This is a genomic window from Serratia sp. CY55921 (genome assembly GCF_052167655.1).
GTDB classification, from domain to species: Bacteria; Pseudomonadota; Gammaproteobacteria; order Enterobacterales; family Enterobacteriaceae; genus Serratia; species Serratia ureilytica.
Genome location: NZ_JBJNMU010000002.1, coordinates 319,654 through 336,957 on the forward strand (window position 1 = coordinate 319,654; position 17,304 = coordinate 336,957).

Annotated in this window: 19 protein-coding genes; 9 read left to right on the top strand and 10 right to left on the bottom strand. The window is 60.5% G+C overall.

The features are described from left to right. Window positions 1-36: 36 nt before the first annotated feature. Both ACJ8M3_RS15325 and ACJ8M3_RS15330 read right to left on the bottom strand, forming a co-directional pair. The gene (locus tag ACJ8M3_RS15325; protein ID WP_033641740.1) at window positions 37-912 is read right to left on the bottom strand and encodes a helix-turn-helix domain-containing protein; all 876 of its coding nucleotides are present in this window, start codon (window positions 910-912) and stop codon (window positions 37-39) included. Between the two features lie 10 nt (window positions 913-922). Next, the gene (locus ACJ8M3_RS15330; protein ID WP_089197645.1) at window positions 923-1,300 is read right to left on the bottom strand and encodes a hypothetical protein; all 378 of its coding nucleotides are present in this window, start codon (window positions 1,298-1,300) and stop codon (window positions 923-925) included. 120 nt (window positions 1,301-1,420) lie between these two features. Here ACJ8M3_RS15330 and ACJ8M3_RS15335 point away from each other — a divergent pair, with 120 nt between their 5' ends. Beyond that, entirely contained in the window at window positions 1,421-2,242 is an 822-nt protein-coding gene (locus ACJ8M3_RS15335) for an AraC family transcriptional regulator (protein WP_089197644.1), read from the top strand. A gap of 36 nt (window positions 2,243-2,278) precedes the next feature. Here the strand turns inward: ACJ8M3_RS15335 and ACJ8M3_RS15340 are convergent, their stop codons facing one another. The 7 genes from ACJ8M3_RS15340 to ACJ8M3_RS15370 all read right to left on the bottom strand — a co-directional run bounded on the left by ACJ8M3_RS15340 (window position 2,279) and on the right by ACJ8M3_RS15370 (window position 9,508). Continuing rightward, complete coding sequence (locus ACJ8M3_RS15340) at window positions 2,279-3,415, bottom strand: porin (protein WP_033651390.1); 1,137 nt, start codon at window positions 3,413-3,415, stop codon at window positions 2,279-2,281. A 368-nt stretch (window positions 3,416-3,783) separates the two neighbouring features. Beyond that, window positions 3,784-4,554, bottom strand: a complete 771-nt coding sequence (locus ACJ8M3_RS15345; RefSeq protein WP_089197643.1) for a 3-hydroxybutyrate dehydrogenase — start codon at window positions 4,552-4,554, stop codon at window positions 3,784-3,786. Window positions 4,555-4,566: 12 nt separating this feature from the next. Next, complete coding sequence (locus ACJ8M3_RS15350; RefSeq protein WP_199560489.1) at window positions 4,567-5,961, bottom strand: GntP family permease; 1,395 nt, start codon at window positions 5,959-5,961, stop codon at window positions 4,567-4,569. A gap of 42 nt (window positions 5,962-6,003) precedes the next feature. Then, window positions 6,004-6,927: a 3-hydroxyacyl-CoA dehydrogenase family protein gene (locus tag ACJ8M3_RS15355; protein WP_089197642.1), complete on the bottom strand. Its 924-nt coding sequence runs from the start codon at window positions 6,925-6,927 to the stop codon at window positions 6,004-6,006. Window positions 6,928-6,945: 18 nt separating this feature from the next. Beyond that, a complete protein-coding gene (locus ACJ8M3_RS15360) occupies window positions 6,946-8,130 on the bottom strand; it encodes an acetyl-CoA C-acetyltransferase (RefSeq protein ID WP_089197733.1) in 1,185 nt (394 codons plus the stop codon). Window positions 8,131-8,144: 14 nt separating this feature from the next. Then, entirely contained in the window at window positions 8,145-8,798 is a 654-nt protein-coding gene (locus ACJ8M3_RS15365) for a CoA transferase subunit B (protein WP_089197641.1), read from the bottom strand. 11 nt (window positions 8,799-8,809) lie between these two features. Beyond that, complete coding sequence (locus ACJ8M3_RS15370; RefSeq protein ID WP_004933280.1) at window positions 8,810-9,508, bottom strand: CoA transferase subunit A; 699 nt, start codon at window positions 9,506-9,508, stop codon at window positions 8,810-8,812. A gap of 168 nt (window positions 9,509-9,676) precedes the next feature. Between ACJ8M3_RS15370 and ACJ8M3_RS15375 the strand changes: the two genes are divergently transcribed. The 5 genes from ACJ8M3_RS15375 to ACJ8M3_RS15395 all read left to right on the top strand — a co-directional run bounded on the left by ACJ8M3_RS15375 (window position 9,677) and on the right by ACJ8M3_RS15395 (window position 13,385). After that, entirely contained in the window at window positions 9,677-10,594 is a 918-nt protein-coding gene (locus ACJ8M3_RS15375) for a LysR family transcriptional regulator (RefSeq protein WP_047572821.1), read from the top strand. 333 nt (window positions 10,595-10,927) lie between these two features. Further along, on the top strand, window positions 10,928-11,467 hold the full coding sequence (locus tag ACJ8M3_RS15380) for a hypothetical protein (protein WP_069100377.1): 540 nt from the start codon (window positions 10,928-10,930) through the stop codon (window positions 11,465-11,467). Beyond that, window positions 11,464-11,874, top strand: coding sequence for a putative T6SS immunity periplasmic lipoprotein (locus tag ACJ8M3_RS15385; RefSeq protein WP_139120336.1), 411 nt, complete (start codon window positions 11,464-11,466; stop codon window positions 11,872-11,874). The genes ACJ8M3_RS15380 and ACJ8M3_RS15385 overlap by 4 nt, the downstream gene beginning before the upstream one ends. Window positions 11,875-11,985: 111 nt before the next feature. Further along, window positions 11,986-12,990: a hypothetical protein gene (locus ACJ8M3_RS15390; RefSeq protein WP_089197639.1), complete on the top strand. Its 1,005-nt coding sequence runs from the start codon at window positions 11,986-11,988 to the stop codon at window positions 12,988-12,990. Continuing rightward, window positions 12,987-13,385: a hypothetical protein gene (locus tag ACJ8M3_RS15395; protein ID WP_404948163.1), complete on the top strand. Its 399-nt coding sequence runs from the start codon at window positions 12,987-12,989 to the stop codon at window positions 13,383-13,385. The genes ACJ8M3_RS15390 and ACJ8M3_RS15395 overlap by 4 nt, the downstream gene beginning before the upstream one ends. A gap of 424 nt (window positions 13,386-13,809) precedes the next feature. Here the strand turns inward: ACJ8M3_RS15395 and ACJ8M3_RS15400 are convergent, their stop codons facing one another. Then, window positions 13,810-14,109, bottom strand: a complete 300-nt coding sequence (locus ACJ8M3_RS15400) for a hypothetical protein (RefSeq protein ID WP_089197637.1) — start codon at window positions 14,107-14,109, stop codon at window positions 13,810-13,812. Window positions 14,110-14,344: 235 nt separating this feature from the next. On the opposite strand from ACJ8M3_RS15400, the gene ACJ8M3_RS15405 reads away from it, so the two are divergent. From ACJ8M3_RS15405 to ACJ8M3_RS15415, 3 genes are read left to right on the top strand one after another with little or no spacing between them, the layout of a single operon-like run. Continuing rightward, window positions 14,345-15,715: a glutamine synthetase family protein gene (locus tag ACJ8M3_RS15405; protein WP_069100380.1), complete on the top strand. Its 1,371-nt coding sequence runs from the start codon at window positions 14,345-14,347 to the stop codon at window positions 15,713-15,715. A 32-nt stretch (window positions 15,716-15,747) separates the two neighbouring features. Then, window positions 15,748-16,158 carry a GNAT family N-acetyltransferase gene (locus ACJ8M3_RS15410; RefSeq protein ID WP_047025147.1) on the top strand — a complete coding sequence of 137 codons (411 nt, stop codon included), beginning with the start codon at window positions 15,748-15,750 and terminating at the stop codon, window positions 16,156-16,158. 13 nt (window positions 16,159-16,171) lie between these two features. Further along, on the top strand, window positions 16,172-16,861 hold the full coding sequence (locus ACJ8M3_RS15415; protein ID WP_089197636.1) for a trehalose-6-phosphate synthase: 690 nt from the start codon (window positions 16,172-16,174) through the stop codon (window positions 16,859-16,861). Window positions 16,862-17,304 lie beyond the last annotated feature (443 nt).

Consider the following 17,304-nt stretch of genomic DNA (forward strand, 5'->3'; position numbering starts at 1 on the left):
CGCGCCACGAAGGCGATTTTCTGCGAGAACCGCCGCCTAACTGGCGGCGGCCAGCGCCTCCGCCCGCCGAATGGGGATCAGATATTCACAGCGGATCGCCGCGCCGCCAAGCGGGCAACTGCCCTCCTGCGCCGGGTAGAACCGCTCGATATCCTGCCCTGGCCGGCGGATGGCGTTCATCTGCGGCATGGCGGTGTCATACAGCCGGACAATAAAGTTTTGTAACCCTTCCGCCTGCCCCTGATAGGTGAAACGGGCGTATTCCCCCTGTTCGATGGTCACCCGTTCCCCCACCGCCCCTTCGTCCGGCAAAGCGGCGGTATACGCCATGCGCGGGCAGCCCCGACGCTGCCGGTCGATCTCCAGGCTGGTAAGGCCATACATCACCTCGGGCAGCGTCTGCGGCCGCAGCAGTTGCCGCCAGGCATGGCGACGCAGCTCGCATTTGGAAGCCGCCAACTGCCCCAGCGTAAAGCTGCGGCGTTGCGTGTTGCCCACCAGCTGCATGGCGGGCAGCGTCACGATGTCGGCCTGCGGCAGCGGCGCTTCGGTCAGCCGCAGCGGCGGCTGCAGACCGTAGCTCGACCAATCCTGGCTGCGACGATAGCTGGCCGGCGGCAGACCAAACTGCTTGCGGAAGCAGCGGGTGAAGGTCTGCTGCGAATCGAACTGGTACGTATCGGCGATACAGGCCACGCTGGTGCCGGTCAGGCGCAGTTCGCGCGCGGCGGCGGTCAACCTTCTGCGGCGGGCGTACGTGCCGAGGATATGGCCGGTGTGCTGCTTGAACATCCGCTGCAAATGCCACTTGGAATAGCCGGACCTGGCGGCGATGTCGTCCAGCGTCAGCGGCTGATCCAGGCTCTGCTCGATCCAGGCCAGCAGCTGCTCAATCACCTGTTGCTGGTGCATGGTATTCCCCTTATTTTAACAGTAACGTCAGCGCCAACATCCGGCCTGCGGCTTCATCGGCGGCCACCAGTATCGGATAGCCCCAGAATTTGGCGCCGTATTCGGCGAATGCTTCCGCCGCCGCGCGTTTGGCGTCGTCCGGTTCCAGCATGATCATGCCTTTCGCCCACCGCTTCAGCGCCGCGCGGTTATCGCGCTTCCACAGCGCCACCTGAGTGCGGGCGTCGCGATCGTGCTCTTCACCTTCATCGCCGACGCTGCGATCGGTCATCAGGACGAAAGGCTCGGCGCGCGCCAGCAGCGCGCTGAATTCAGCCAGCTCGGCCTGGGTATCGCGCCCGTTTCGGCGCATCCACACCAGCGGAAAATCGGCGGTATCGAGTGACATAATCAGTTTCCTCGCGAAAGGGTTTAGGACTGGCGCTTACTTTATCGGCACCGGCGCTAGACCACATTGCGCAATCAGGACATAATACTTTTCAATTCCGCCAAATTGAGAATTGTTCTCATGAAAGTACAGATCCCCCGCCACTGTCTGGATATCGATCAGGTGCCGCGCCCGCTGTTTGCCCTGCAAGGTTCGACCCTCGAGCAGGACTGGGAAGTCGAGCCGCACCGCCATCAGAAGGCGCAGCTGATCTACACGGTACGCGGCATGATCCGCTGCGAAGTGGAAAACGGGCTGTGGCTGGTGCCGCCGCAGTGCGCGCTGTGGATGCCGGGCAACGTGTTGCACAACGCTCAGGGCGCCGGCTCCACCGAGGCCTACTGCCTGTTCGTCGATCAACATGCCGCCGCCGGTCTGCCGCAGAACTGCTGCACGCTGTCGGTCTCGCCGCTGCTGCGCGAACTGCTGCTGCAGGCCACCACCTTCGAACCGCTCTACGACGAACAGGGCGCCGAAGGGCGCCTGACGGCGGTGTTGCTGGATCAGCTGGTGGCCGCACCGATCGAGAATCTGCATCTGCCGGTATCCGACGACGCGCGCATACGGCAGTTGACCGAAGGCATGCTGAGCTGCCCGGCGGACAAATCCACCCTCGGCCAGTGGGCGCAGCGCATCGGCATGAGCGAGCGCTCCCTCAGCCGCACGCTGCAACAGCAGATGGGCATGAGCTTCGGCCACTGGCGGCGTCAGCTGCACGTGATGCTGGCGCTGCAGCGCTTGACGCAGGGCGAGAGCGTACAGACGGTGGCGCTGGATCTGGGTTACGAGAGCGCCAGCGGCTTCGTCACCATGTTCAGAAAGGCGGTGGGCAAACCGCCGGCGCGCTACCTGGCGGAACGCAACGCCTCAGGGCAACCCCTGGGCGGCGCGATCAGCATGTGAACGGCCGGCACCCGCGCCGGCCTGGCAAGAGGCGGATCAGAAGTCGTAGAACACCGTTATCCAGGTGGAATCCGGCTCGTTGTCGCTGCTGTTGGCCAGCGTGCGCTCCACATACACCGACAGACCGTAACCGATGGTGGTGCCCGCGCCGAGGTAGACGTGGTTGGCGTGATACGCCTCGTCTCCTTTCAGCCGCAGCGAGTCCGCCGCGACGTAAGGCTGAACGGATTTGAGGAACGGCTTGTCGATATTGAAGGTGTAACCGACGAAGCCTTCCAGCCCGTAGCCGTCGCCGGCGAAGAAGTGCGACAGCGTGCGCTGGCGGGTGCTCGGCACATAGTCTTTGTAATAGCTGGCGGTGCCGACGATGTACCAGTTGTTCGGCTGCCAGGTCAACGCGGTGCCGGACAGCTGCTGGTGATAATCCTTTTCGTTGTACAGATTATCTTTGATCTTCGCGTCGGTATAACTGTAGGCGGCGCTGAAGGTGAAATCCTTCGTCACCTTATAATCGAAGCCCAGCCCGCCACCGCCCTTGCGGCGGTAAATCAGGTTATCCGCGGTGTGCAGATCGTCTTCCGGCAATAAATAGTTGGCGTACAGCGTTACCGGCCCGAAATCATTGGTGTATTTGATGCTGTTTTTCGGTTTATTGCCGCCGTCATAATCGCCGGAAATACCGATGCCGGTGCCGCCCGCGTGGCCGTCGTTATCCCAGACGTCGCTTTTGATGCCGACCACCGAATAATAGATGCCGTACTGGTGGCCATAGGTCAGGGTGCCGTAACGATCGTCCTTGAAACCGGCGTACAGCTGGCGCTGATAGTCGCGTTTGCCGTCCTCATTGTAGTGCCCGTCCCAGCTGAGCGCGTGCGCCAGATCGACGCCCCACTCGTAATAGCCGATGATCGAGGTGTTCTGCGTCAGCGCATAGTCGCCGCTGAAGCGAAAACGCGTGCCGCCGTCGTGACCGTTTTTGTCATACCCTGGCTCCGGGCCATTATTGAAGATCCACTCGGGGCGAATGCTGCCGCCTACTTTTAAACTGAGCGGCGCCAGCAATACATTGCTCTGCGGGTTTTTATCCAGAATGGTGATCTCGGCCTGTGCGCCGGCGGATAACGCCGACAGCAAGACGCCGCCAATGAATATTGGCGTTGTGTTTTTTCTCATTATTACCCCTGCCCGAAAAATTATTGTTATAAACACGGTGGTCTTAAGCCACGCGGAAATAATTACCCGATGTAAACAGCGCACGCAAGATATAAAAATTCACGTCATAATCTGCCATTATTCCAGGTTGGCTTTATTTTCAGCATAAACGTGTTCATCTGTAACGCAGAGAAAAATAATGTAATAACCGCAGCACGAAATAAACCAATCCGCATCTTTTATCCAAAATAACCCAGTGTGATTATCCGGGAATAAAAATAGCAAATAACAAATAAATATTATTTCCACGGGTAAACCGTCACGCAGGGGAATTAACTAAAGGCGGGAAATAACGCCGGAGCGCGTTGCGCGCCCCGGGAGAGAATTTACTACTGCGCCAGCCAACCGCCGTCCATGTTCCAGGCGGCGCCGCGCACCTGCGCCGCCGCATCGCTGCACAGGAACAGCGCCAACTCGCCGAGCTGCTCTGGCGTGACGAACGCTTGCGACGGCTGCTTCTCAGCCAACAGCTCATCGCGCGCCTGCTGCGGATCGATGCCGGCGGCGATGCGTTTGTCGATCTGCTGCTGCACCAGCGGCGTCAGCACCCAGCCGGGGCAGATGGCGTTGCAGGTGACGGGCGTGCGGGCGGTTTCCAGCGCCAGCGTCTTGGTCAGCCCCACCACGCCGTGCTTGGCCGCCACATAGGCCGACTTGTCTTTCGACGCCACCAGCCCGTGCACCGACGCCACGTTGATGATGCGCCCCCAGTTGCGCTCGCGCATACCCGGCAGCGCCAATCGGCAGGTGTGGAACACCGCCGACAGGTTGATGGCGAGGATCGCGTTCCATTTCTCCACCGGGAACTGATCCAGCGGCGCCACGTGCTGAATGCCGGCGTTGTTCACCAGAATGTCCGCGCCGCCGAACTCACGCTCGGCATAGTGCATCATGTCCGCTATCTGGGCCGCATCGCCGAGATCGGCGCCGTGATACCCCGGCGCGGTGCCCAGCCGGGCAACCTGCGCCTTCGCCGCTTCCACATCGCCAAAGCCGTTGAGGATCACACGCACGCCGGCGGCGGCCAGCACGGACGCTATCCCGAGGCCGATGCCGCTGGTCGAGCCGGTCACCAGCGCGGTTTTGCCTTGTACACTCATGGTATCGCTCCTTTAAACAATGCCGGTCAGGTAGAACACGCCAATCACAAACAGCACCGCGGCGCTTTTGATCAGGGTGATGGCGAAGATGCCGCCATAGGCCTGCCGGTGGCTAAGGCCGGTGATCGCCAGCAGGGTGATCACCGCGCCGTTGTGCGGCAAGGTGTCCATGCCGCCGCTGGCCATCGAGGCCACCCGGTGCAGCACTTCCAGCGGAATGTGTGCCGCATGGGCGGCGGCCACGAAGTTATCGGCCATCGCCGCCAGCGCGATGCTCATGCCGCCGGAGGCCGAACCGGTGATGCCGGCCAGCAGGGTGACGCTGATCGCTTCGTTCAGCAGCGGATTGGGGATCGCCGACAGCGCCTGCGACAGCACCAAAAAGCCCGGCAGGGCGGCGATCACCGCGCCGAAGCCGTATTCGGAGGCGGTGTTCATCGCCGCCAGAATTGCGCCGCCGACCGCCGTCTTGCTGCCTTCCGCCAAGCGGCCGCGAATATTGCGAAAGCCGAACGCCACCACCAGCAGAATACCCGACACCAGCGCCGCTTCCACCGCCCAAATGGCGGTGATCTTCGCCACATCGGTGGTGATGGGCTTGGCCAGCCCCGGCAGCGTCAGCTCGTGGCTGGTGCCGTACCACTGCGGGATCCAATGGGTGAAGCCAAGGTTGAATACCCCGACCAAAATCAGCGGCAGGATGGCGATCAGCGGGTTCGGCAGGTTGATGTCGTCCGGGGTTTCCGGCTCGTTCAGCAGATCGATGCCGTACCCCTCCCCCTTCAGCTGCGCCCTGCGCCGCTGGCGTTCAAGATACAGCAAACCGACCGCGATGATGAACAGCGAGCCGATCAGCCCCAGCCAGGGCGCGGCCCAGGCGTTGGTGCCGAAGAAGCTGGTCGGGATGATGTTTTGGATCTGCGGCGTGCCGGGCAAGGCGTCCATGGTGAAGGAAAAGGCGCCGAGCGCCACGGTGGCCGGGATCAACCGCTTGGGGATGCCGCTCTGGCGGAACAGCTCGGCGGCGAACGGATAAACCGCGAACGCCACCACGAACAGCGACACCCCGCCGTAGGTCAGCAGCGCGCACACCAGCACGATCACCGGAATGGCGTGGCGTCGGCCGAGAATGCGGATCGCCGCCGCGACGATCGAACGGGAGAAGCCGGACAGCTCGATCAGCTTGCCGAATACCGCCCCCAGCAGGAACACCGGGAAGTAGAGCTTCACGAAGCCGACCATCTTCTCCATAAACAGCCCGGTGAAGGTCGGCGCCACCGCGCCGGGGTCGGTCAACAGCACCGCACCCAGCGCGGCGATCGGGGCGAACAAAATCACGCTGTAGCCGCGGTAGGCGGCCAGCATCAGTAATCCCAGTGCTGCCAGGGCAATCAAAACGCTCATCAGGCACCTCGCTATCGTTGTTATTGTCAGGTACGGCGTGCGAAATTACGGTTTCAGCGCAAAGCGCAGCTGATGCGCCCGTCGCCGTTGAATGCGTTCCCTGCGCGCTTCATCCCAAAGATAAAATCCCCGGCCGCTGCGCTGGCCGGTATCGCCGCGCTGCAGCCGCTGTTCCACCAGCGCCATCATCTCTTCACCGGTCGCCAGTTCCGGGAACAGGTGGCGGGCGATGTCCGCCACCGTCGGGAGCCCGGTCATGTCGGCGGCCTCCAGCGGGCCGACCATGGCGTAGCGCCGCCCCAGCGAGGCGCGCATCACCTGATCCACCACCTCAGCGCTGGCGATGCCGCTGTGGACGATGTGCAGCGCCTCACGCAGCACCGCAAACTGCAGCCGATTGCCGACAAACCCCGGCGCGGCGCGTTCCAGCAGCACCGCCTCCAGCGCCATCTCGCCCAGCAGCGCCTGCACCGCCGCCAGATGGCGCGGCTCGGTGGCGCTGCCGGGCACGATCTCCACCAGCGGGATCAGGTGCGGCGGGTGCCAAAAGTGGGCGATCAGCAGCCGCTGCGGATGGGTCATGCGCGCCGCCAGCTCGTCCGGCGGCAAGCCGCTGGTGTTGCTGGCAATCACCGCGTCGTCAGCGATCAGCCCTTCCAACTGCTCATACAGCGCGTGCTTCAGCTCGAGCCGTTCCGGGATCGCCTCGATAAGCAGCCGGGCGCGCGCTACCGCGTTCAGATCGCCGGTCACGCGCAGCCGCGCCAGCGCCGCTTCGCGTTCGCCGCGATCAAACTGCCCGACGTCGCTCAGCTCGGCCAGAATACCGCTCGCCACTGCCGGCGCTTCCGCCCGGCGCTGCGGATCCGGTTCATACAGCAGCACCTCATGGCCGTGGCGAATAAAGTGGGTGGCGATGCCCACCCCCATCAGCCCGGCGCCCAGTACCGCATAGTCAGATGACTGCATCGTGCCTTCCTCGGTTGTTTACGGGCGCTCTACCGCCAGCGCCACGCCCTGCCCGCCGCCGATGCACAGCATCGCCAGCCCCTTGTTCACCTCGCGGCGCTGCATTTCGTACAGCAGCGACACCAAAATGCGGCAGCCGGACGCGCCGATCGGATGCCCCAGCGCGATCGCTCCGCCGTTGACGTTCACCCGCTCCGCCTCCCAGCCCAGTTCTTTGCCCACCGCCAGCGCCTGCGCGGCGAAGGCTTCGTTGGCTTCGATCAGATCGACCTCCTCCAGCCGCCAACCGGCTTTTTCCAGGCAGCGGCGCGCGGCCGGCGCCGGGGCGATGCCCATGATCGCCGGATCGACGCCCGACGAGGCGTAACCGGCGATGCGCGCCAGCACCGGCAAACGCAGCGCGGCGGCTTTTTCCGCGCTCATCAGCAGCACCACGGCGGCGCCGTCGTTGAGCGACGAGGCGTTGCCGGCGGTCACCGTGCCCTCTTTGCGAAACGCCGGGCGCAGCCGCGCCAGCGCCTCCAGGCTGGTGTCGCGCGGCTGTTCGTCGCGCTCTACCCGAAGCGCTTCGCCCTTCGGCTGCGGCACCGTCACCGGCGTGATCTCCTGCGCGAAACGCCCGGCCTGCTGCGCCGCCAGCGCCTTCTGCTGCGAACGCAGCGCGAACCTGTCTTGTTCTTCTCTGCTGATGGCGTATTTCTCCGCCAGGTTCTCGGCGGTGATGCCCATGTGATAGTCGTTGAACGCGTCCCACAGGCCATCGTGGATCACGCTGTCCACCATCTGCGCGTGACCGAGGCGCAGACCGGCGCGCGCGCCGGCCATCAGGTAAGGCGACCGGCTCATGCTCTCCTGGCCGCCGGCGATCACCGCGTCGGCGTCACCGCTGCGGATCGCCTGCACCGCCAGATGCACCGCCTTCAACCCGGAGCCGCACACTTTGTTGATGGTCAGCGCCGGCGTCGTAAACGGCAGCCCGGCGTTCAGCGCGGTCTGGCGCGCCGGATTCTGCCCGCAGCCGGCGGTCAGCACCTGGCCGAGGATCACTTCATCGATCTGCTGCGGCGCCACGCCGCTTTGCGCCAGCAGCCCCTGCACCGCCGCCGTGCCCAGTTCCACCGCCGTCAGCGGCGCCAGCGCGCCGTGAAAACTGCCGACCGGCGTGCGCGTCGCCGCCACGATCACCACTTCACGTTGTTGCACATTCACCTCCCGTTTCAGAAACGCATTTCCGGCACTTGCTCCGGCACGATCAGCCGGCCGGCGGTTTTGGCGATAATCTCCGCCACGCTGACGCCCGGCGCGCGTTCGCGCAGCACGAAGGCGCCGTCTTCAATTTCCAGATAGGCCAGATCGGTCAATACCTTGCGGATGCAGTTGGCGCCGGTCAGCGGCAGCGTGCAGCGCGGCAGCAGCTTGGACTCGCCGCCCTTCGCTGCGTGGGTCATCACCACGATGATGTTCTCCGCCCCCGCCACCAGATCCATCGCGCCGCCCATGCCCTTGACCATCTTGCCGGGGATCATCCACGAGGCGATGTTGCCCTCGACGTCCACTTCAAACGCCCCCAGCACGGTCAGATCGACATGGCCGCCGCGGATCATGGCGAACGACTGCGCCGAATCGAAGATCGACGCGCCGAGGCGCGCGGTGACCGTCTGCTTGCCGGCGTTGATCATGTCGGCGTCCAGCTGTTGCTCGGTCGGGAACTCGCCCATCCCCAGCAGGCCGTTTTCCGACTGCAGCATCACGTCCATGCCCGCCGGCACGTAGTTGGCCACCAACGTCGGGATGCCGATGCCCAGATTGACGTAGTAACCGTCCCTCAGCTCTTGCGCCACGCGCTGCGCCATTTGTTCACGGGTAAGCATGCGAATTCTCCTTATGCCCGCAGGGTGCGTTGTTCGATACGCTTTTCGAATGTGCCCTGGATCAGCCGATCGACATAGATGCCGGGGGTGTGGATCGCCGCCGGATCCAGCTCGCCCGGCGCGACGATCTCTTCCACTTCCACCACCGTGATGCGCCCGGCGGTCGCCATCAGCGGATTGAAGTTCTGCGCGGTGTGGCGGTAGATGACGTTGCCGAAGTGATCGGCCTTCCAGCCTTTCACGATGGCGAAATCGCCGGTGATGGCGGTTTCCATGATGTAGGGGCGGCCGTTGAACTCGCGCACCTCTTTGCCTTCGGCGATCGGCGTGCCGTAACCGGTGGCAGTGAAGAATGCCGGGATGCCGGCGCCGCCGGCGCGGATCTTCTCCGCCAGCGTGCCCTGCGGCGTGAGATCCACCTCCAGCTCGCCGCTGAGCGCCTGCTGTTCGAACAGCGCGTTTTCGCCGACGTAAGATCCCACCACCTTGCGGATCTGATGGGTTTCCAGCAGCCGCCCGAGGCCGAACCCGTCGACGCCGCAGTTGTTGGAAACCACCGTCAACCCGCGCACGCCACGCCGGCGGATCTCTTCGATCAGATTCTCCGGGATGCCGCACAGGCCAAAGCCGCCCGCCAGCACCGTCATGTTGTCCGTCAGGCCTGCCAGCGCTTCCTGGTAGCTGCCGACGCGTTTGTCGAGCCCTGCCATATCGTTGCCCCTGCATGTTGCGGCGCAGGGCGAAATGCCCTGGCTTGCGTGAGGGCATCTTCAGGTCACAAAAATGATTTGTTAATTTTGTTTTTATGCCGCATTCATTTAGAATTTTTATTAATCAACCGTTAACCGAAAATTAACAAAGAGTTAACGCCAACCAAAATGAAAATGAGCATCAAACAGTTACGCGCGTTTTTAGCGGTAGCTCACACTCTGAATTTCGCCCAGGCCAGCGAGCGGCTGAATATTTCTCAGCCGGCGCTCAGCCTGGCGATCCGTGGGCTGGAAGACGCGCTGGGCGGGCCGCTGTTGCTGCGCACCACCCGCCGGGTGACGCTGACGCCGGAAGGAGAAACCTTCTTCCCGATGGCGCGCCAGCTGCTGGCGGATTGGGATAACGCGGAAGAGGCGATGCGTCAGCGCTTCACCCTGCAGATGGGCAAGGTGGCGATCGCCGCCATGCCGTCGTTCGCCGGCAACCCGCTGCCGCCGATCCTCAAGGCGTTTCGCGATCGCTATGCCGGCATCAACGTGGCGGTGCACGACGTCATCAACGAACAGGTGTTTGAAATGATCCGCGAAGGCCGGGTGGAGATGGGCATCGCCTTCGAGCCGGAGCCGAGCGACACCCTGCACTTCACCCCGCTGTGCCGCGATCGCTTTCTGGCTGTGGTGCCGAAGGATTCGGCGCTGGCGCGCAAGGCGCAGGTGAGCTGGAAGGAGCTGCTGACGCTGGATTTCATCACCCTCCAGCGGCCATCGGCGGTGCGGCTGCTGCTGGAGCAGGAACTGGCCCGCAGCGGGCGAACGCTGGAGGTGGCGTTTGAGAGCCACCAGTTGGTGACGGTCGGGCGCATGGTGGCCAACGGCCTCGGCGCCAGCGCGGTGCCGGCGCTGTGCGAGCAACAGATGGATGAGCTGGGGGCGGTCTGCGTGCCGCTGATCGGCCCGATTATCGAACGGCGCGTGGGCCTGATCCGCCTGGCGCAGCACCAACTCTCTTCCGCCGCGCAGGCGCTGGCGACGGTGATCGAACGGGAGATGGCGGGGAGTGGCGGGCAGCCTGCGCTTAAACCGTAAACCCGACGTGCTTGCCGCCCGGCAGCTCGAAAAAGAAGGTGGTTATTGCCTTGCGGCTTGAACAGGGGATGCGACGAGATACGGGAACAGCGGCATCAGTATCGGCCAGAGAAGAAAACATACGGGTTTGGCGAGGTAATAAAGCACGCAACCCGGTTTTCTATTTATGAATGAATATCAAAATAATAGAATCATTCTCCATATCAATCAATTACACCAAATACTCCTTTGCCTTTCAGTCTTTTGAGCGAACGCAAAAGATTGTGACAAAGTGGGTTAATCATGTCTGAACTTTCGTTATGGTATTTTTTCATGTTTTAACGGATTAAGACCATGGCCACAACTCAAGGAAACGCCAGAAAACTTACGGCCGGTGAAATCACATTGGCCAGACTGCTCTACAAAGATGCTGTCGATTACTCGCGCGTTCGCGTCCATAACGGCAGCTATTTCCCCTTCGGCTTACAGCATGAAGATACGGCCGTAACACCAAATGGCACGCTCTATTTTATGCCCAAACACTTCAAAGAAGACTTTGCCACGGCAAACGCCTACGATCAGCATTGGTTTATCCATGAAATGGCGCATGTCTGGCAATATCAATTAGGCATGAACGTACGCCTGCGCGGGTTGGCTAGTTGGGCGGTTTCCTATCAGTATTCCTTGCCCAATTATCATCTTCTATCCGATTATGGAATGGAGGCACAAGCAAGTATCATTGCAGACTATTTCTACCTAACTAAATTCGGACGCAATGGCTTTCAAGTAATCACCAACTACAGCGGCATTATTGGGCCAGACATCAAAAAACGCTATGAATGGGTATTGCGAGCTTTCCTGAACAATCCAAAGAACCGGAACACCTTGTCATGATAAGACTTTATCTCTCGTTACTGTGCGCACTGCTACTGAACGGCTGTCAATCCACTCAACCCTGGTACCGTCCGTTGGATGTCTCGCTAAAAGACAACCAACCTTGCTTTGCAGTGCCTATCAACAGTGTTCGCAGCGGCGACAGCCTGCAAAACCGGGGAGTGATCGTCTCACGACAGGAACAACGGCAATGGCTTATCGTCTGGACCTCACCAGAAGTCACTCCGTTGCCTGAACTGAAACCAGGGCAATGCGTCACTTATCCGCAGGTAAACTGGGCTGCGGGAGAATACTCCGTCTTGCTTGGTGTCTCGATGAATAACGACACGGAAAGGCGTAAATACATGAGAACCTTTACTTTGAGCATCGAGCATAATGGAAAGACACTATTACGTAGCAATCATTAAGCTACCCATCGTTGTATTTTCAGATGATTCTCCGATCGAGAGCGTGAGCCAGAACCTGTTACCACCCTATAGAAAATGTTAAGTTTCCTAAAAATAAGGAGGCTTTTCGACATGGAACAGAAGTCCAGCAACATCGCACCGGGCTATTGCATCGCCCAACAAACCGGCCCGCTCGCCTTCCACGCTAACTACCTGTTCGGTGGCAAGCCATCCGAAGCGGCACGCTTTTTTATGCAGCTCAATGCCGATACGCCGCTGGTTCAACCGGGGCAAATGCTGATCGTCGCCGATCCGCGCAATCATCATCAATCTACGCAGATCGCCGCCCTAATGCAGGCCAAGAGCCGCACCAGCAAAGCGGTGAAAGCCGGTGACAGCGATTTCTCTGCCTTCTTGCACCGCAATTACGCCGCTATCGCCGCCTTCACCAGCTATGGGGAAACGGTCGTCGGGCTGGCTTCGGATGCCGGAGAACGCTACTTCAGTCAGATCAAAAATATCCTGGTCGAAATTGAAACAACCTACCAAAATCAGTTCCGCACGAGTGGCGCTTTGATTGGCACTCAGTTTCAGGTGGAACGAGCGCGGCTGTTCGGTACATTAAAACCGTTACTGAATCGCCTTACTCGTGCTCAACTCAATATGAAAGAGTATGCGCAAATCAAACACGCGCTGGGGCTCTCCAGTAAATCGCTGGTGCATGAATGGAGTACCGCCGGCGTCGGCGCCATCAAGGGCTATTCGAACTACGTCGACAGCGCCAGCCGTGCGGCCAAGTTTATGAAAGCCGGCGGCTGGATCGGCATCGGATTGAGCGGGCTGAATACCACCAACGACGTCTACAACGCCTGCACCACCGGCCGCGAACAGGAGTGCGCCAAGATCGCGGTGAAGGGGTACAGTCATTTTGCGGCAAGTACTGTGGCGGGGATTTGGGTAGGGAATGCAGGTGCAGGTCTTGCGATTGCAGCCTGTTCAATTGTGTTAGGTGCAGCAACAGCAGGAACAGGTGTGATCGTTTGTGGTATCGCTGGAGCCGCTATAGGAGGCGCAGCAGGATCCACACTGGGTGGCATGGGTTCCGATTATTTGACGACGTTAGTGGTAGGTGAATGATGAAATTTATCGTCATATCGTGTTTGATATTGCTGGTTTTAAGCGCCTTCATCCAGTTCATTGGTTACCGTCGCCATAAAAAAGAGTTTGACGCTTTCTATCAACGTTACGCCGGCAGCGGACATTTTATTCCGCCCTACGTCGCCTTTGCCGATAGCCTCGGCATGCTTGGAACCTCATTGAAAGCACAGTGGTTTCTTTGGATTCTGAAAAGGAAAAAAATAAAAATAAAGGATCAAGTTTGGCTCGATGCGAAAACCTACGATTTCGTGCAAAAAACCGCCTCTCCTGAGCTACAGAAGTGGCTGGCGATGGATTTTATACTTTTGCTCGTAGAGGCCATTATTACCACCGTGGGCTGTATTTTTATTTATCTCATCAAAATCAACGTATAAAAATGATCAATTATATTGAGCCTTTCATAAAAGAGATAAAACTCTTAGTGGTATTACTATTCTTTCTTTGCCTTCTTATCGCTATTATCCAATTTATTTACTATCGACTTCATAAAAAAGAGTTTGATCTCTTTTATCAACACTATGTGGTGAGTAAACACCCTGTTCCACTTTTTGTCGTGATAGCGGACAACCTTAACTTCATCGGTGTTTCACTAAAAGCCCAGTGGTTTCGTTGGATTTTGAACAACCGGAAATTAAAACTGACTCGCAACGTTTGGTTAAGCCCCAAAACCTACGACTTCGTTCGAACTGCTTCATCACCAAGGCTACAAAGTTGGATCCGTAATGATTTCAGACTATTAATGCTACAAGGAGCACTCTTAATCATCATGTGTCTCCTGAGCTATCTCCTGAAGTCGGTCTAATCCCCCTCCACCGCCTGCACCGCCACCTTCTGCGTGGCGCGCTGATATAAGCACAGCTCCCTGCCCGGCTGGTTTTTCATAAACGGCTGCGGGTAGCGCCCACCGATAAACAGCGCCGAATAGCCGACGTCATCACCGTAGTGAATAATCTCCCCTTCCACCCTGGCGTTTTTTAGCCCGCTGGCTTTCAGGCAGGCGGCGCGCATCGCCCGTTCGCTCTCGGCCCACGCCTGTGGGGAAGACGCGGTGGCGTGGAACGCGGCCAGCGCGGCGATAAGCAGCCCTATTCTCTTCATTGTTATCTCTCCTTCTACGGCCCGTCTCGCCAGTATAGACCGTGCCGCCCGGCCAACCCGCCGCGCTCTTTACGGCATTTTTATTCCGCGCCCCGTTAACGTTACGGCGTTTTTACAGACAGTTTTTGCCGCCGCAGATACCCTTTCCACATCGCCGCTATGGCCTCACAAGAGAGTTGTCTCATGCGTTTATCCCTGCCTCTGGCCGTGACCGGTCTTCGTTCTGGAGCGCGCCATGCATTCTAATATTATCGGGTTCAATCCTCTGCTGGCGGAGCTGCCCGCATCGCCGACGCGCACCTTTCGCAAAGAGCTGGAACACTACCTGCAGCGCTATCCGGATACCGAACAGCTGGATATTTATCTGCACGATCTGAACGGCCAGCTGCGCGGCAAGCGCCTGCCGATCGCCGAAGCCTTTGGCCTGGAAAAAGGCTGCTACTTCCCGCTGTCGATCTACGCCCTGGATCTGCACGGCCGGGTGATTGAAGAAAGCGGGCTGGGGCAACGGGCGGGCGAGCCGGATCGGCTGTGCCTGCCGGTGCCCGGCACGCTGCGCCCCTGCGCGCGCGATCCCGAACGCCACGCCCAGCTGCTGCTGACGATGCAAAACGCCGACGGCGACGCCTGCGAGCTGGAGCCGCGTGTGGTGCTGCAACGGGTGCTGAAGCGCCTGCACGAGCGCAACTGCTTCCCGGTGGTGGCGGCCGAACTGGAGTTCTACCTGCAGGATCCGCAGCGCCCCGCCGAGGCGGAAGCCTGCCCGACGCAGAGCTTCGCGGTGGATGCGCCCGAGCGCCACCATGCGCTGCTGAGCGACATCGAACGGCACTCGCGGCTGCAAAGCCTGCCGCTGACCGGCGTGGTGGCCGAAGCCGCTTCCGGCCAGTACGAGCTGAACCTGCATCACAGCCGGCGCGTGCTGGAAGCCTGCGACCAGATCATGGCGCTGAAGCGCCTGACGCGGCAGATTGCCGAGCAACATCACCAGCACGCCTGCTTTATGGCCAAGCCCTGCGCCCATGCCGCCGGCAGCGGGCTGCATTTTCACATCAGCCTGCAGAACGAGCACGGCGAGAACCTGCTGACCGGCGCGCCGGGCGAACTGAGCGACAACATGCAGCAGGCGATGGCGGGCATGCTGGCGCTGATGCCGGCGTCGATGGCGATCCTGGCGCCCAACATCAACGCCTTTCGCCGCTTCCGACCCGGCATGCACGTGCCGCTGCGCGCCTCCTGGGGCCACAACAATCGCACGGTGGCGCTGCGCCTGCCCTGCGCCGACAGCGCCAACCAGCGCATCGAATACCGCCTGGCCGGCGCCGATGCCAACCCCTATCTGGCGCTGGCGGTGATGCTCGGCGGCCTGCTGCACGGGCTGGAACACCCGCTGCCGCTGCCGCCCGCCGCCAACGGCTGCGAGAGCGACAACGCCGCGCCCTTGCCGCTCGGCCAGCAGGAGGCGCTGGCGCTGTTCCGCCACAGCGATCCGCTGCGCGAACTGCTCGGCCCGGCGTTCTGCACCCTGTGGCACACCTGCAAAAGCGCCGAACTGCGCCGCTTCGAGGAACAGGTCACCGCCGCCGAACTCGGCTGGATGCTGTAACCGCCCACTGATTCGTTAACCTAAGGATAATCATGAATATGCAACCGCAACGGGCGCCCGCACAGCCGCTGCTCTGCTGGCGCAAAGGCGTTTTTCATATCAGCACCGATCGGCAGTTGTTGGATATCGACGCGATCCAGCGTTTTCTCAGCCTGCAGGATCGAGCGGCGGCGGAGCGCCTGGCGCGCCACGGCCTGTGCTTTGGCCTGTATCGCAAACGCCACCAGCTCGGCTTCGCCCGCATGGTGACCGATTACGCCACCTTCGCCTCGGTGAGCGAACTGTTCGTCAGCGCCGAATACCGCGGCGTCGGGCTGGGAAGCTGGCTGACGCGCTGCTGCCTGGCGCATCCGGCGTTGCGCGGCCTGCGCGTCACGCTGCCCGCGCTGCAAGCGCCCTGGCGCGCCGACTGCGCGGCGCACGCCCCGCGCGCCCTTCACTGATAAGGAGACCCCCATGTCTCGTTTAGTGCTGATTTCCAACAAGCAGTGCGATGGTAAGGATCTGGCCTGCGCCGGCCGGACGCTGGCGGCCGATGCCAAACCGGGGCTGTGGCTCGGCTGGAACGGCGACGTGCAGAATTTCGCGCAGCGCCCGATCCACTGCCGTCAAGACGCCGGTTACGATCAGGTGACCTTCCCGCTGTCGATCGAAGAGTTCCGCCGCCACTATCAGGGCTACTACCACGACGGCCTGTGGCCGGTGTTCCACAACCAGCCGGAGAAGGCGCACTTCACGCCGGAAAACTACCGCGCCTACCGGCAGCTGAATCGCCGTTTCGCCGATATCGCCTGCGAACACCTGTGCCCGGGCGACATCGTCTGCATCGACGATTACCAACTGCTGCCCTGCGCCCAGGCGCTGAAGGAACAGGGGCTGCTGAACGACTGCGCGTTCTTTTTCCATCTGCCGTTCCCGTCGGCGGCGCTGCTGCGGCGCATCCCGGAACATCGCCAGCTGATCGCTTCGCTGCTGTTCTACGATCTGATCGGCTTTACCACCACCGACGATCGCAACGCCTTTCTCAACTGCCTGGCGGCCGAGTTTCCGCTGGAGATGCTGCCCGACGACCAGATCCAGGCCAACGGGCATCTCTTCGCCACCGGCATTTTCCCCGCCGGCATCAACGGCAGGCAGGTTTATTAATGTTACGGCGCGCGGTATTCAGGCGCGCCGTTTTATTTCGCCGCGATTTATTTTCACCGCATTTACCGCCATCAAAATAGGTTATTTTATTTTCTGAATATAGCGATTAAAAAATGAATATTCATCCTGTTACATATCAACCGTAAAAACCGCGCGCCGCCAATTGCTTTTTATTAGCAAAACACATTACCCTCTCCGTGCCATATTTAAACCGAGGAGGGCCCTATGGGCGATGAAAGTTTTAGTTTTACGCTAATGCTATTGGGCACCTTTCAGTAATGCCATCCACGTTGCATTCTGAAAGACACGGAATGCGGCAACCGCTCCCCTTCTGACGGCCTTTCCCGCTCTGCCTGCCCACCCATCGCCTCGCTGCGAAAATAACGTTTGTCTCAACCGCTGTGGCGGTATTTATCTGATGTCGCCGGGCCTATTACCCGAGC

What these genes read in the sequence shown, in the direction of transcription:
- ACJ8M3_RS15375 (WP_047572821.1), top strand. Translation starts at nt 9,677, where the DNA reads ATGAAAATGAGCATCAAACAGTTACGCGCGTTTTTAGCGGTAGCTCAC.
- ACJ8M3_RS15405 (WP_069100380.1), top strand. Translation starts at nt 14,345, where the DNA reads ATGCATTCTAATATTATCGGGTTCAATCCTCTGCTGGCGGAGCTGCCC.
- ACJ8M3_RS15330 (WP_089197645.1), bottom strand. Translation starts at nt 1,300, where the DNA reads ATGTCACTCGATACCGCCGATTTTCCGCTGGTGTGGATGCGCCGAAAC.
- ACJ8M3_RS15410 (WP_047025147.1), top strand. Translation starts at nt 15,748, where the DNA reads ATGAATATGCAACCGCAACGGGCGCCCGCACAGCCGCTGCTCTGCTGG.
- ACJ8M3_RS15395 (WP_404948163.1), top strand. Translation starts at nt 12,987, where the DNA reads ATGATGAAATTTATCGTCATATCGTGTTTGATATTGCTGGTTTTAAGC.
- ACJ8M3_RS15345 (WP_089197643.1), bottom strand. Translation starts at nt 4,554, where the DNA reads ATGAGTGTACAAGGCAAAACCGCGCTGGTGACCGGCTCGACCAGCGGC.
- ACJ8M3_RS15385 (WP_139120336.1), top strand. Translation starts at nt 11,464, where the DNA reads ATGATAAGACTTTATCTCTCGTTACTGTGCGCACTGCTACTGAACGGC.
- ACJ8M3_RS15325 (WP_033641740.1), bottom strand. Translation starts at nt 912, where the DNA reads ATGCACCAGCAACAGGTGATTGAGCAGCTGCTGGCCTGGATCGAGCAG.
- ACJ8M3_RS15355 (WP_089197642.1), bottom strand. Translation starts at nt 6,927, where the DNA reads ATGCAGTCATCTGACTATGCGGTACTGGGCGCCGGGCTGATGGGGGTG.
- ACJ8M3_RS15415 (WP_089197636.1), top strand. Translation starts at nt 16,172, where the DNA reads ATGTCTCGTTTAGTGCTGATTTCCAACAAGCAGTGCGATGGTAAGGAT.
- ACJ8M3_RS15400 (WP_089197637.1), bottom strand. Translation starts at nt 14,109, where the DNA reads ATGAAGAGAATAGGGCTGCTTATCGCCGCGCTGGCCGCGTTCCACGCC.
- ACJ8M3_RS15380 (WP_069100377.1), top strand. Translation starts at nt 10,928, where the DNA reads ATGGCCACAACTCAAGGAAACGCCAGAAAACTTACGGCCGGTGAAATC.
- ACJ8M3_RS15335 (WP_089197644.1), top strand. Translation starts at nt 1,421, where the DNA reads ATGAAAGTACAGATCCCCCGCCACTGTCTGGATATCGATCAGGTGCCG.
- ACJ8M3_RS15365 (WP_089197641.1), bottom strand. Translation starts at nt 8,798, where the DNA reads ATGCTTACCCGTGAACAAATGGCGCAGCGCGTGGCGCAAGAGCTGAGG.
- ACJ8M3_RS15390 (WP_089197639.1), top strand. Translation starts at nt 11,986, where the DNA reads ATGGAACAGAAGTCCAGCAACATCGCACCGGGCTATTGCATCGCCCAA.
- ACJ8M3_RS15370 (WP_004933280.1), bottom strand. Translation starts at nt 9,508, where the DNA reads ATGGCAGGGCTCGACAAACGCGTCGGCAGCTACCAGGAAGCGCTGGCA.
- ACJ8M3_RS15340 (WP_033651390.1), bottom strand. Translation starts at nt 3,415, where the DNA reads ATGAGAAAAAACACAACGCCAATATTCATTGGCGGCGTCTTGCTGTCG.